The sequence below is a fragment of the uncultured Phascolarctobacterium sp. genome (assembly GCF_902463975.1).
Lineage (GTDB): Bacteria > Bacillota > Negativicutes > Acidaminococcales > Acidaminococcaceae > Phascolarctobacterium_A.
Genome location: NZ_CABQHJ010000011.1, coordinates 38,235 through 52,626, shown reverse-complemented (window position 1 = coordinate 52,626; position 14,392 = coordinate 38,235). Strand labels below are relative to the sequence as shown.

Annotated in this window: 9 protein-coding genes; 1 reads left to right on the top strand and 8 read right to left on the bottom strand. The window is 45.3% G+C overall.

What is annotated here, in order from left to right; translation table 11 throughout:
• Nucleotides 1-169: 169 nt before the first annotated feature.
• On the bottom strand, nt 170-1,132 hold the full coding sequence (locus RDW05_RS04855) for an L-lactate dehydrogenase (RefSeq protein WP_307978047.1): 963 nt from the start codon (nt 1,130-1,132) through the stop codon (nt 170-172).
• 33 nt (nt 1,133-1,165) lie between these two features.
• Nucleotides 1,166-2,464 carry a nickel-dependent lactate racemase gene (gene larA / locus RDW05_RS04850; RefSeq protein WP_307978046.1) on the bottom strand — a complete coding sequence of 433 codons (1,299 nt, stop codon included), beginning with the start codon at nt 2,462-2,464 and terminating at the stop codon, nt 1,166-1,168.
• Between the two features lie 143 nt (nt 2,465-2,607).
• On the opposite strand from larA, the gene RDW05_RS04845 reads away from it, so the two are divergent.
• On the top strand, nt 2,608-3,075 hold the full coding sequence (locus RDW05_RS04845) for a flavodoxin (RefSeq protein WP_307978045.1): 468 nt from the start codon (nt 2,608-2,610) through the stop codon (nt 3,073-3,075).
• 89 nt (nt 3,076-3,164) lie between these two features.
• Here RDW05_RS04845 and RDW05_RS04840 read toward each other — a convergent pair whose 3' ends face one another.
• The 6 genes from RDW05_RS04840 to RDW05_RS04815 form a co-directional block, all read right to left on the bottom strand.
• Nucleotides 3,165-4,286 carry an amidohydrolase gene (locus RDW05_RS04840; protein ID WP_307978044.1) on the bottom strand — a complete coding sequence of 374 codons (1,122 nt, stop codon included), beginning with the start codon at nt 4,284-4,286 and terminating at the stop codon, nt 3,165-3,167.
• Nucleotides 4,287-4,363: 77 nt separating this feature from the next.
• Entirely contained in the window at nt 4,364-5,197 is an 834-nt protein-coding gene (locus tag RDW05_RS04835; RefSeq protein WP_210684476.1) for a MetQ/NlpA family ABC transporter substrate-binding protein, read from the bottom strand.
• Between the two features lie 196 nt (nt 5,198-5,393).
• Entirely contained in the window at nt 5,394-6,272 is an 879-nt protein-coding gene (tsf, locus tag RDW05_RS04830; RefSeq protein ID WP_021721142.1) for a translation elongation factor Ts, read from the bottom strand.
• A gap of 40 nt (nt 6,273-6,312) precedes the next feature.
• Nucleotides 6,313-7,050 (bottom strand): 30S ribosomal protein S2, encoded by a 738-nt coding sequence (gene rpsB / locus RDW05_RS04825; RefSeq protein WP_021721143.1) that lies wholly within the window; start codon nt 7,048-7,050, stop codon nt 6,313-6,315.
• A 286-nt stretch (nt 7,051-7,336) separates the two neighbouring features.
• Nucleotides 7,337-8,413: a hypothetical protein gene (locus RDW05_RS04820; RefSeq protein ID WP_307978043.1), complete on the bottom strand. Its 1,077-nt coding sequence runs from the start codon at nt 8,411-8,413 to the stop codon at nt 7,337-7,339.
• Nucleotides 8,406-14,375, bottom strand: a complete 5,970-nt coding sequence (locus RDW05_RS04815; RefSeq protein ID WP_307978042.1) for a hypothetical protein — start codon at nt 14,373-14,375, stop codon at nt 8,406-8,408. The genes RDW05_RS04820 and RDW05_RS04815 overlap by 8 nt, the downstream gene beginning before the upstream one ends.
• Nucleotides 14,376-14,392: the final 17 nt, after the last annotated feature.

Below are 14,392 nucleotides of genomic sequence, written 5' to 3'. Positions count from 1 at the left end.
CAGCTATGAATCACCTAAATATTTTACCACTCATTTGCAAAACTTTCAACTATTATCTTTGCTAAGGCACTTTTTTTGTTAACTTTGTAGCATAACCAACAAAAAAGCAGGCCGTTAACACCGCCCTGCAGCGTTGTCGGCCTGCCCTTTCAAAGACATACGTTAAAAATTATTTACATTCTGCAGCAGCAATGCCTTCTGCGGTTTTGATGTTCTTGCGTACATCGTCGCAGCATTTGTGGAAGTTTGCCAGCTCCTCAGCAGTCAGAGGCAGCTCCAGCACACGCTCTGCGCCGTTTTTGCCCAGCAGTACGGGAACGCCTACAAAGACATCCTTTTCGCCATATTCGCCGTCAAGCAGCATGGAAGCAGGCATAATGCGTTGCTCGTCGTTGAAAATGCAGCGTACCATACGTGCTGCGGTAGAGCAGATGCCGTATTCGGTGCAGTGCTTGCCGCTGTAGGTTACCCAGCCGCCGCCGATAGCGCGTTTTTGCAGCTCCGGTTTGTCAAAAGCGAATTTAGGATCCTCATGCTCCAGAGAGCTTAAAGGAATGCCGTTGAAGTTAACGCAGGACCATGCAGCCATTTGGGAAGCGCCGTGCTCGCCAATCATGTAAGCGCTGATGGATTGCGGAGAAACGCCGGTCTGCAGGGATAAAGCAGATACCAGACGGGAGGTATCCAGACCAGTACCGGTGCCGATTACATGACCTTTCGGCAGGCCGCTTTCGCGATAAAGGATGTTGGTGATAACATCGCAAGGATTGGTGATGTTAACAATGAAGCCTTTGAAGCCGCTGGCCATAACCTTGTGGATATAACCTTTAACCTGTGCTGCAGTAAAGGTAAGCTCATCTAAGCGGTCACCGCTGGCAACCAAATCGATATCACCGATGCAGTTGACGATAGCGTCGCAGTCGCCCAGATCAGCGTAGGTACCGCCGTTGATTTTTACATCATGCGGGCAATACAGAATTGCATCGCGCAGGTCCTGCACCTCGGCAGCCAGCTTAGATTCTTTCGGGTCTACCAGCACCAGCTCGGCAGCAATGCCCTGAATAGCCAGGCTGTACGCAACGTGAGCACCAACGTGACCTAAACCGATAATACCAACTTTTCTTGTTTTCATAATTAAGTTCCCCCCAAATTTTTCTTTAATATTTTATTTGTCCAAAATAGGCAGCGTAGCTGAAGCATGGCCCATAATGGTAATATTGTAATCCTTTTTGCCCTGCTCTGCAAGTTTTTCCTGCGCCAGATTCCAGGCCTCCTGCAAGGATGTACAGGGAATATGACCTGTCTTGCGGACAAAATCGAAGTTCTCGGGACGTGTTACCAGGTAAGCGGTTACATCGTTGACAATGCAGCGTGCTTTAAAGGCAACAAAGGCCGGGATAGTGAAATTGGCACGGATATCCTTTTCAAACTGCTCCATATCGTTACGGCTGAAGCAGTCCGTAAAAATAGCAGGCTCCTTAATATCCGGGCAGTCCAGAGTGAAAATCATGATACCGCCATGCTTAACCGCAAACTGTGCGTTCATGTGGCACTTGGTAGCCTGATACAGATTAAGGTCCTTGGGATAACCGCCGGCGGAAGCAATTACTACATCAGCCAGCTGCTTGATGTGTACTCCTGCCATAGCCAGCAAATCCTTGCAGCCCTTCTGCCATGCCTCGTACCAGTGACCGGCAACAACCTCGCTGATTTCTCCGTCCGGAGTAAATACAGTGTTCACCAGAAAATCCGGATCCAGCAGCTTGCAGGATTCATACATATCCTGATGAATAGGATTGCCCTCGAGCAGACTTGCGTCACAGGACTTGTTGCAGCCTGCGCCTTCTACCGGGGACATAGTCATGCAATGGTTCTTCATGATGCTTTCATACGCTGCTACGCCCGGCATAACAGCCTTGCGTCCGCCGCCGAAGCCTGCAAAAGGATGCAGTGTTACGGCACCGGTCAGAATAACTCTGTCAGCGTTGGCAACATATTTGCTGATGGCAACATCGTTACCGAAGGAGGTTTTGCCCAACAGCACCATGTCCTCGCTCTTGCGGGAGTCATGCTGAACAATTTTCAGACGGCGCACCATATCCTCGCCGCAAACGGTGATATCCTCCTCATGCGTATGACCGCGGTGGGTACCGGTAGCAACAATAACAGTGATGTCCTCGTCCTTTACGCCCACACTGTTCAGCTCAGCCACAATGACCGGCAGAAATTCGGACGTGCCGCACAGACGGGTAATATCGCTGATGACAATGGTTACAGTTTCGCCTGCATGCACAATTTCGCGCAGCGGCTTGGTACCGATCGGGTTACGGATTGCTTCGGTAGTAGCGGCAACAACATCCTCGCAGACGGTAGATTCATTGCCGTGTATATCATATATAACGCGCTCCTCGGGGAGCAGTACCTCTTCCTGTCGTTTGCCTATAGGCAGAAAGTATTTTTTCATCGATATCCCTCCATTTGAAAAAACTAACTCTATTATACATGAAATCAGCTAAATATACAAGCTAAGAGTAAAACTGTAAAGAAAATTCAGCCTTTGTCCAAAATTGTGTTATAATATTACTATATGAAAGCGAGGTTCCCATTATGAAGAAAACTCTCATCGCCTATTTTACACGCACAGGCATTACTAAAAAGCTGGCCGAGGACACTGCTAAGCAAACCGGTGCCGACCTTTTTGCCATCGAGCCGGTAAAAGAATATTCCTCCTCTTATCTTGTCTGCGTAGGTCAGGCTAAAATCGAAAACCTGCAGAACGCCCGTCCTGCGATTAAGGCTAAGCCGCAGAACCTGCAGGACTATGACACCATTGTGGTGATGTTCCTTATCTGGTGGTTCACCTGCCCCAATATCATCCTCACCTTCCTGGAGGAAAATGACCTGAGCGGCAAAACAGTTATCCCTGTCTGCACCTACGGCAGCAGCGGTAAGGGCAGCAGTGAAAAGGCTATGACTAAAGTTTGCAAGGACGCAACATTTAAGCCCTGCATTGAAGCAACCGGCCTTAAAGATAAGGCTGTTGCAGCCATTTCCGCAGCAATCGAAGAAGCATAAAAAGAATCCTAAGCGTAAAATTAAGGCTTCCGCAGTTTGGCAACACCTTGCTGCAGAAGCCTTTTGCTTTATAATTTTTCAGGATATGCTTACGGCTTTACGCATAAAATACGCTGCGTAAGATTTGTCAGCACGTTGATGGCATTAGCCAATGCGCTGTGGTCAAAGTGCATATCGCGGTCATGCAGACGCGGCTCCAGGTCGCAGCCTATGCCCAGGCTGGCAGTTTTCAGCTGCGGACGCTCCTGCTTGAAGAAGTTGAAGTCCTCGCCTACCGTAATATTGGCAGCGGGAATCAGTCCCCCCGCTCCCAGCTCTGCGGAAATTACCTCCTGCGTCAGCGCCAACAGTGACGGGTCCGCCTCCGCCGCCGGGCAGGTGCCGACAATATGACAATCCGCCTCCGCGCCGTACACCTTCGCCGTATTCACGACGATATCTTCTACCTTGCGACGCAGCTCCAGCATCTCGGCGTTCGACGTACTGCGCAGGTCAAAGCCTATGCTTACTTTGTCGCAGATAGCGTTGAGCGAGCCTGCACCGCCCATGAAGCGGGTAGTTTTGATGCTGCCGCCCAAAAGCGGGTTGCTGTGCAGCGCGTTGATGGCATTTACGATAGCGGCACCGGCATCGATAGCGTTCACGCCCAGATGCGGCTGGGAGCCATGCGCTGCCAACCCATGGATTTCGCCCTCCATCAGGGTGCAGGCCGTCCAGTTGATTTGCGCGATAATCTGACCGCTGCGTGCCATATCCTTAGGCATTACATGATAGCCTAAAGCGTACTGCACATCATCCAGCGCTCCTGCCTCCAGCATTGCTAGCGCGCCTCTGCCGATTTCCTCCGCAGGCTGGCAAAGAAGCTTTACGCGGCCGCAGGCAAGGCCCTGCTCTTTTAGCAGCTTTGCTACGCCCAAAGCGATAGTCATATGCGCATCATGGCCGCAGGCGTGAATAGGCTCCAGCGAGCCGTCTTCGTTTTTGAACAGCAGGCAATCCATATCGGTACGCACTGCTACCGTAGGGCCTGGTTTACCGCTGTCCAGCACAGCGGTAAGTGCGGTAGTACCGCCGACGTTCTCGGTTACGTCGTAACCCAGCTTGCGCAAAAAATCTGCCAGAAAAGCGGCAGACCTGACTTCCTTGAAGGCAGGCTCCGCCAGAGCGTGCAGCTTGGGCCATACCTCATTAATATGTGCTTGAATATCCATAATAAAAACCACCTTTGCATAGAGAAAAGGCCAACGGCAAAGCTCCCGCAGGAGTTTGCGCGTTGACCATGAGCTCATTATTTATTATCCCAGCCTAAGTATACAGAACCGGGAAATTTCTTCTCGATGAATTCTGCATTTTCCTTAGATTGATATGCTTCCTGGAAAATCTTCAGACGCGGATCGTTCAGGTCCTTTTCCTGTACGGCAACAATGTTTACATACAGAGAATCCTTGGTTTCACGCAGGATAGGATCCTTGGCGGGGTCCAGACCGGCGCTGATTGCGTAGGTAGTGTTGATTGCTGCGCAGGTCAGGTCATCCAGGCTGCGGGGAATTGCTGCAGCCTCCAGCTCAACAATTTCGAAATGATGCGGATTTTCGGTGATATCCTTAACGCTGGTAGTAACATCCTTCGGGTCTTTAACCTTAATCAGGTTATTGGCAGCGAGCAGCAGAATGGCACGGCCGCCGTTGGTCGGATCGTTAGGAATACCGATTTTCGCACCGTCAGGAATGGTGTCGCCGGGTTTCAATTTTTTAGAATAGATGTTAATCGGGAATAAAGCGGTGTTGAAGGCCTTAGCCAGCTTGAAGGAAGGCTCCTTCTTCATGGTTGCCTTCAGGAAGGGCTCGTGCTGGAAGCAGTTAGCCCAGATTTCACCGGAAGCCAGAGCGGAGTTAGGAGTTACGAAATCACTGAACTCTTTAACTTCAATCTTCAGGCCTTTTTTCTCGGCAATCTTCTTTACGTTATCCATAATAATAGCATGAGGACCGGGGTTTACGCCTACGATAACGGGCTTATTCATATCTACCTTGCCGTCATCCTTAGAACCGCCGCAGCCTGCAGCTACGATAGCAAACATTGTCAGTACGCCTACAAGAGCGTATTTTAAAAACTTATTCATTATACATTAACCTCCCCAGCAGTTCAATAAACTGCTAAAACAAAATACCTTGTTATTATATTCTTTTGCAGGAGTATAGTCAAGCAGGAAAAATGTATACTATTTTACACTTTTTAAAAGTTTTGCAATGCAAAAAAGGCTACCACAATTGCTTGTGATAGCCTTAAATGTTCAGTTGCAGTCCAAACTAAACGAATTATTTAATTTGAGACATAACCTCTGCAGCAAAGTCCTCTTGTTTCTTTTCGATGCCTTCACCCAGTTGGAAACGGGAGAATGCCAGAACTTCAGCGCCTGCAGCTTTTACCAGCTTGCCAACGGTTTGGTCCGGATCTTTAACGAACTCTTGGTCAACCAGGCATACTTCTTTATAGTATTTGTTGATACGGCCCATAACCATCTTCTCGATGATTTTTTCCGGTTTGCCTTCGTTTTTAGCTTGCTCGGACAGAACTTCTTTCTCGTGTTCCAGCTCAGCAGCCGGTACTTGAGAGCGTTCCAGGTAGCTCGGGTTAGCAGCAGCAACATGCATTGCAACGTCTTTACCCAGTTCAGCATTGCCGCCTTTTAATTCAACAATAACGCCGATTTTGCCGCCGCCATGGATGTAAGCAGCAACAACGCCTTCCGGAGCTTCGTACAGAGCGAAACGACGAACGGAAATCTTTTCGCCGATCTTAGCAACGCTAGCGGTTACCAGAGCTTCAACGGTTTGGCCGTCCAGCTCGGAAGCCAGCAGAGCTTCTACGTCAGCCGGTTTGGTAGCTACGATATGAGCAGCAATTTTTTCAACGAGTTCTTTAAAGCCGTCGGTTTTAGCAACAAAGTCGGTTTCGCAGTTAACTTCTACGATAGCGCCGATTTTGCCGTCAGCACTTACGAAAGAGCCAACAACGCCTTCAGCAGCAATGCGGCCAGCTTTTTTAGCAGCAGCAGCCAGACCTTTTTCACGCAGGAAGTCGATTGCTTTGTCCATATCGCCTTCTACAGCGGTCAGTGCTTTTTTGCAGTCCATCATGCCAGCGCCAGTACGCTCGCGCAGTTCTTTAACTAATGCAGCAGTAATTTGAGCCATCAGTTATTCCTCCTCAAAATGTAATATATTAACGTTAGGATTATTCAGCTTCTTCGGTTGCCGGAGCTTCTTCAGCAGCAGCTTCTTCGGTTTGCATACCTTGACGGCCTTCCAGAACAGCGTCAGCCATTTTAGCAGTCAGCAGTTTTACAGCGCGGATAGCGTCGTCGTTTGCAGGAATTACATGATCGATTTCGTCCGGATCGCAGTTGGTGTCAACGGTTGCAACGATAGGAATGTTCAGTTTGTGAGCTTCCAGAACAGCGATGTGCTCTTTGCGGGGGTCAACGATGAACATAGCGCCCGGCAGTTTTTTCATGTCTTTGATACCGCCCAAGTATTTGGTCAGTTTTTCCATTTCATGTTTCAGGCCGATAACTTCTTTCTTCGGCAGCAGGTCGAAGGTGCCGTCAGCTTCCATAGCTTCCAGTTTGCGCAGACGAGCAATACGGGTTTGGATGGTTTTGAAGTTGGTCAGCATGCCGCCCAGCCAACGCTCGTTAACGAAGAACATGTTGCAGCGGGTAGCTTCTTCTTTCATAGCTTCTTGAGCTTGTTTTTTGGTACCAACGAACAGAATGTTTTCGCCAGCAGCAGCAACCTCACGGATGAAGTTGTAAGCTTCGTCAACCTTTTTTACGGTTTTTTGCAGGTCGATGATGTAGATACCGTTACGCTCGGTGAAGATGTACGGAGCCATTTTAGGGTTCCAACGACGGGTTTGGTGACCAAAGTGTACACCAGCTTCAAGTAATTGTTTCATAGAGATAATAGCCATTTTTTGTTTCCTCCTGTTTTTTCCTCCGCAGGAATGGGTTATAATTCTTCTCTACGCGGCAAAACGTAGCAACAGATGAATTTTCCTGCGTGTGTTATTTTTACACCAAAATATTTTACCATAAATTCCGCAAGCAGGCAAGAGATTTTTACTGCTTGCAGAGGGTAAATGTTAAATTTTTTACATTATAATGCTTGCTTACAAATCAGGTGTGATAATAAAGCGTGATTGCAACCACCTACATAAGCCTGTAGGCACCCTTCTCCATCATGTCATGAACTCTGCTTTAACCCATAACGTTACCGAGAAGGAACTTGACATCTTCAAAGCTCAACGGCTTGCCGTGCGCTAGACTGTTGCGATACTCCCGGAACCTTTCCAGACGATTATATTCCTTTGAATCATCCATCAACAAGCGCCCATTGCCTATTGCATAAGTCAAATCCTTCAGCTCCAGCTCTTCCGGCAAATCAAGGTCACCGAAGTTGGTTTTATAGGGAAACTGAAGCTTATCCTTAATCTGCTTGCTCATCTTTTGAATAAGATAAACTCTATAACGTTCAATGCTGGGGAACAGAATTTTGAGCTGTGCCTGCCAGACAAAATAATCGATTCTGCTGCGGTCTTCTGCTAAAACAAAATCACTGCCATCACTACGGCAATTGTCTGCAACAAGCTGCACCATAGTATCATAAGGATTTTCCATAAAGCGACGCTGTTCATTTATGCATAACGGGATAAGCTCAATGTCATTGCAGCACGAGGTAGCAAGCTGGGACAAATACATAACCAGTGAATCCTTGATATCAGCCTCTGAAGCTAAAACTGATGCGTAGGTATACCTGACATATTCGGGAATTTCGTCGCCGATATTGTATACTTCAAAATACTTTTTCTCAGGCAAATTCTCAACTGAATCATCAATTTCCAGCAAAAATACAGCTTTCCTGCTTTCTTTGCCAGAAGCCTTATCGTATTCGCTGATAAAGCTCAGCCAATCCTCAAGCTGTTTTTTATCCTGTACATTTACCCAGAGAATCTTGTCATTTAACGTCAAATCCTCGCATTTCCCTAAAAACGCGCCAACAGTTTCTGGCGGACGCCAATACACGCGCACCGCTTCACGGCAAAAATTTTGCAACATATAATCTCCGACATCAGCTTCAGAATAATTGATTTGCTTTAATTCCTGTTCCGTTAACTCTATTTCGATTTTTTCCGAAAGAACCTCGCGAAAATCATCAACCCAGGGTGTCGAAGGGGAAAATTTCAGGATAACATTTTTCTCGTTTTCTACAGCCTTGAAAATGAAGTCAATTATTCTCCGCGCACCACTTATTTCTTTCCACCATAAGTTATTCATCGCTATCCCCCATATATTTTTCCAGCTCCTGCTCCAAATATGCCTTGGTTCCCATCATCTGGAAGAAGCTGAAATGTGTGAAGCGATAACCATGCTCACCATTATGCTGCAAAACATTAAGCTCGCGCATTTCCTCCATCAAGGCTGCCACCTTTTCCGGGCTCAGAGCTGCAATATCCTTGATTTCAAAGTCCTTGGCAAATGTCAGGACATCATTAGGAGTAACGCAGATTCCCTCATCATTCTTATACAGATATGCAGTAATCATTGCTATAAGCAGATAATAATTATCACTGCCTACAGTCAGAGTAATAAAGAACTTCTGACGAATCTCCTCCTGCAGATTATCCTCGCCCAGCACCTTCTTGATATGATCCTCTGAAACATAATACGGCGGCGTACCTGCTTCCTTGTAGCCGGCATAGCCATTTTTCATAGCCTCAATAAGCTTAGTACAGTAAAGCTGCAGCATGCCTGGGAAAGAGTTGGTATGACTGAGAATTGCAGAAACCAGGGTATCTGTTTCCACATCATCGCGGAACCTGAAGCCAAGATAGGACAAGGGATATTCCAACAGCTCCTTAGCCTCTGCATACTTAAAGGGCTTAACTGTCATGCTGCTGAGCTGCGGTAAAACAGAATTATCATTCAGCGCAGCCTCATGCTCAAATCTCAGAACATCACGCAAGCCGGCAACAACAAACTTAAAACGTCCTTCTCCCACAGCCTGAATATCCTTTAAAGCATCAAAAGGCTTATACTGTACGTCTTTACAGCTATCGAGGAAAGCATCTGCTTCATCAAGCAATAACAGGAAGTAGTGAATCGGCTTATCTTCATCCTTCAGACGCATTCTGATACTCATAGCAAGCTCGCGCCAATCACTTGTAATCTCCTTCTTTTCCAGGATATCTGCAATAACAAGCTCCTCACTGATTTTCAAAGCAGTTTCGCTATAATTACGGCCCTTAATATCGATATAAACAGCACGGTCACCAGATTCATTCTTATCAATATCCTTTTTAGCCTTCATAAGCAGAGCAGATTTACCAAGCTGACGGCCACCATAAACAATATTTACACCGTTGACATCCTTAATCTTTTTCAATTCTTCCTTACGGCCGATGAAAAGCTCTGATGGCATTGGCTTGGAAGAATCAGCAACATAAGGCTGATAATAAGCAAACGGCATGATGATATGCAGCAGCTGCTTGGTAATCGTCTGCTCGGAATAATTGTCATAAAGATATTTCAGGACAACACGGTCAAGCACTGCAAAAATTTTGCAATTTGCCTTTCCTTTGACCAGCAGTGCCAATCTTCTTCTAGCACTCTCCTTCAAGGCATAATCAAGAATGATAAGCGTATGCTTTTCATCACCTATATTGTTGAAAATCTCTACTAGTCTTTCAGCATCATATGCGCCAAAGATATAAACTATTCTAAAGCCATCCGTCTCACCCAAAGAGCCAAAGGCCGGTACAGGATAATTGTAATTATTGACACGTCCACCCAAAGCTTTTTGCAGCTTAACAAAAAAACTTGGGAATTTGCCGTCAACTTTATCCATTTTGTCTACACTTGCCAGCTTAAAGCCTAGTGAACTGAGCAGTTCATCCGGTCTGATATCATTGTTGCCTTTCGGCCAGGCATTCAGTAGGCGTTCAGCAGCTCTCGTATCCTTATTGGCAGTTCTGTACGGTTTTACCTGAGCGCGCAGCGTTTTATCATTGTTTGCTACACTCTTGATATAGTTATTATAATGATTCAGAAAATCCTGCAGATAATCCTTCATCTCCAGCTCCTGCAGGCTTTCATAATCATCATTTTCAAGGCGATTAAGCAGCTCTTCTGCCGAAGAATACTTTTGACTGTCAATGCACTGTCTGATGCGTTCAATAAGCTTATTGGCAGCTTCGTTTTCCTTGAGCTCCTGATGTGCCAGCAGGAAATTCTCCAGATTTTGCTTCAGGGCATCACCCTGAACAACAGCATCTCTTTGAATTTTATTTTTAAATTCAACCAATACCTTTTCGAAGAAGCCGTAATTGTCATCCTCCTGTGCTGCCTCATAAAGCAGTCCTGCAGTCTGAAGAATTATTTCCTTTTTGTTTTCCTCTGTATTATCAATTTGTCCATAGCTTTGGAACAATGCAAGCTCATCAGAAAAATCCTCAAATTCCTTCTTCGCCTGTTTTTTGGCAAAGTCCAAAGCCATTGCAACCCTAAAATTCTTCATAAATTCGGCTTCAAAGCCAGGCTGCTGATCATTGATATAACCAGTAAGCAGGCGCAGACTGCCATAATTATCATCGGAGATGATACTCTGTACAATATCAGTATCCTTCTCCATAATGCCTTTAAGACGCACCTGCAAATCTACTGACATATCACCGCCCTCAAAGGCGTGCTTTTCAATACGCGCCAAAGTACCCATAGCTGGCAATTCTTTTATGTCACGATATTCAGGCTGATAGTTTGCATTAAGCAGAACGTGAGAATCACCTAAGAAGGGCAGATAAAAATACTTGCCTGTAAATTCAGGGTTATAGCCCTTCATTTTGGCATAAATCTCTTTCAAGGTCTGAATAAGCACAAGCTTATAGCCATAATCCTTATCTGCCTGCTTTGCTTCCGCTTCGTACTCTGCAATAATTTCCTGGAACAGTCTGGAGGTTGTCTTATACGCCTTTTGATAAGCCGGGTAAGCCTTGTCATCCTCATCAGCATTATTGATTTGCTCAACTGTTACCAGATATTCACTAATCAGCTTGCCAATTTCCTCCAGACGATGGCGCAGATTAACACGCGGTCCGCTTACCAGCTTAGAGGTTTTCTTTTTATTTCTTATCAGATTACCGGCAACATCCCAGGCAATATCAATAAGCTCATCAATTTTATTACTATTGATGTTTTCTACTGCTACGGGGGCATTTTCCTTAATGAAATGCTCCTGCAGATACTGCTTCATAAGCTCTATGGCAGCTTCATCCTTCTCCTTTTCGGCAATCATATCCAGGAAGCTGGCTAAATCGCTGTTTCCTCTAAAGAGATACTCCAGCGTTTTGCCAAATCTGGCATTAGTAATGGCTACATTATAGGATTGCTCGGAAGCAAGTTTACTCTGCTCCATAGCCCTTTTGGCGAAAATATCCAGCTTGGCTTTCAGCGCTGCAATGTCGCTTTTCTTATAATCAGCAAATTTACCCATACCGCAATGATGTTCTTTTTTGAACATGCGCAGAATATCGATAAGATGCTTAAGCTTGTCATTGCTTGCCAAAAGCTTATCCTCAGCAAAGGAATCCATCATCGAATCAATTGCATAATCGTACAAGCATTGGTTAGAGTAGAAATTACGCAGAATAGCTGCTGCAAGATAATAGCTGTTATGCTCGTAGCCATCAGCCAGGTAGGTATTTGCTATCTGATCAGAATTGTAGGTGCAGGCAGCAAGCGGATCGTTTACTGCATATGCCAATTGCAGGTATTCATCCTTAAATGAAGCATCAAGCTCAGCTAATCTTTTGAGATAGGCACACGCGCAGTAGGTTTTTCCGGTCATGAGTATTTTTTTATATGTTGCATAATACTCTTCCTTTTCCTGCTGTGTCAACGGATGAAGAACAAAATCATCTGCTGCACTTCCAGTCTGTTTTTTATTTGTGTCGCTTGCAACAGTTTCAGTTGCGTCTGCTGCAGTTTTATCAATTACTGAATCCTTTTCTTTTTCTGCAATAGCTGGTGCTATTGCAGGCTCTAAAGCAGCTTCGGCTTCAACTGACAATGCAGACTTATCTTCTGTTTCCAACTTCTGAATTTCATCACTACATGCAATAGTCTCGTCTGCCTGCGCTTCAGCAGCATCACTGCCTGTAACTGTCTCGTCTGCCTGCGCTTCAGCAGCATCACTGCCTGTAACTGTCTCGCCTGTCTGCGCTTCGGCAGCATCACTGCTTGCAACTGTCTCGCCTGCTTGTGCCTCAGTAGCATCACTGCCTGTAACTGTCTCGTCTGTCTGCGCTTTGGCAGCATCATCGCCTGCAACTATCTTTTCCGACTTGCTTTCTGCACTTTGTTCATCACTGGCAATAACATTAGCAGCAGCTTCTGCAAGCTCATCAAATTCAGTAATTACATGATCATCATCATAGGAGCATAATTGTTCCTTGTCTAATGTGTAATAATACTTAGCCTTAGCAGTAAAATCATCGCCCATAGCTTCAGCAAGCCAGGAGCCTAATCCTTTTACGCAGGCTTCCCCAAAGGCAATAAAAATTACAGAGGCAGCATTTTGCCACGTAGCCTTAAGCTCCATCAAACCCTTATAGAAGCGTACTACATCAACCTCATTAGCTAAATTGAATGCAATCACCAAGGCAGATACTTTACTTTTGGCTTTTTTTATAGTACATGCGCCAAGCCAGAATTTACCATCATGATCAAACGAATCACCAAGTACCTGCACACCACTTTCAACAGACAAGCATCTGATAATATCGGCAAAGCTCATGTACAAGAGCATCAGGTCAAATGCCTTCAGGTCTACCAAATGGTTAACCTGATTCATTCTGTCAATAAAATGTTGCTGGATAGCTACCGCCCTAGGATCTCTTTTTGCTATATAGCTGAAGGCTTTTGAGCCCCTGGGAGTTATCGTATAAAAGCATCTGCCATTGCCACAGTCATACTTAACCGCATAACCGTATTTTTTGCAATTATCAAGAGCAAAAGTGTAAGTACCTAAGGAGTCCGCGTCTGTTTTCTTGGGAATTCTGCCACTTGACGCAAGCAGCCATTTTGCATTTACCAATGCATTAGCATTAAATTCAACTAATCCTTCTAATAGACAACCTATTTGCAGTAATTTTTTTCTTTCTCTAGCAGCAATAGACGCTGTCATCGTTTTATTCTCTTTATCAGCAGCCCTGCTTATTTCCGGTTCTATGGTAACAGACGAAAAGATTTCCCTGGGTATGGGTGCAGTTGGCATAATAAAGGCTGGTTCGTCTTCAAAAGCATTATCTATGTTGCCGTCTTTATCGTCACCTTTGGCTTCATTTGCAAAAGGCTCAGTCTTATTCTCTGCCACTTCATCAGCAACAGGTTCAACCTTTGCTTCTGTTACTGTATCAGCTTTGTCCTCAACTGTTGCTGCTACTATCGCTTCGTTGGTAGCATGGTTAACATCATGTGCCACTACTTCATTTGCAGAAGGCTCAGGCTTATCCTCTGCCACTTCATCAACAACAGGTTCAACCTTTGCTTCTGCTTCTGCTACTGCATCAGCTTTGTTCTCAACTTTTGCTGCTACTATCACTTCGCTGGTAGCAGTCTTAACCTCATCTGCTAATACTATATTGGTAGAAGGTTCAGGCTTATCCTCTGCTGCTGCAACTATAGTCTCAGTATAATAACCAGCTTTATTCTCAATCAGATTATAAATTAACTCATAACCGAATTGAATGGATACGTTGGTTAACAAGCACTTCTTCCCATCATAAAACTGTTTAAATTCAACAAACTTCTGCAGCTGCTCCTTCGCTTGTGCAACAGGCAGACTTTCTATACAAATATCCTTTAGAGCTTCCTTTTGTGCAGCAAGAATCGCTTCGATTTCTGCTACATTGCAGTGTAAAGCCTTAAAGAAATCAACAGCATCAATAAGATCAGCCTTTAAAGACAATTCATGCTGCAGGTTGCTGATATTCTCAGTAGCCTCAGTGAGCTTATGCGGCAAGGAACCAAGCGCCAAATCCTGGTATATAATTCCCAGCTGACTTTGAATTGTTGTTATGTTTGCCAATGAGCTTTGCACACCAGCTGCTATTTTACTGTCAAAAAATTTGTCATTTTGGATACTCTCTAATAGCTTCGAGCAGTTTTGCTGAAAATCAGCAAACTGCCTTCGAAGATTTTCCAGCTTAGCGAGCGCATCTTTTGTTAATTCCTGTTTAACCATAAACAAAACTCCTTCGC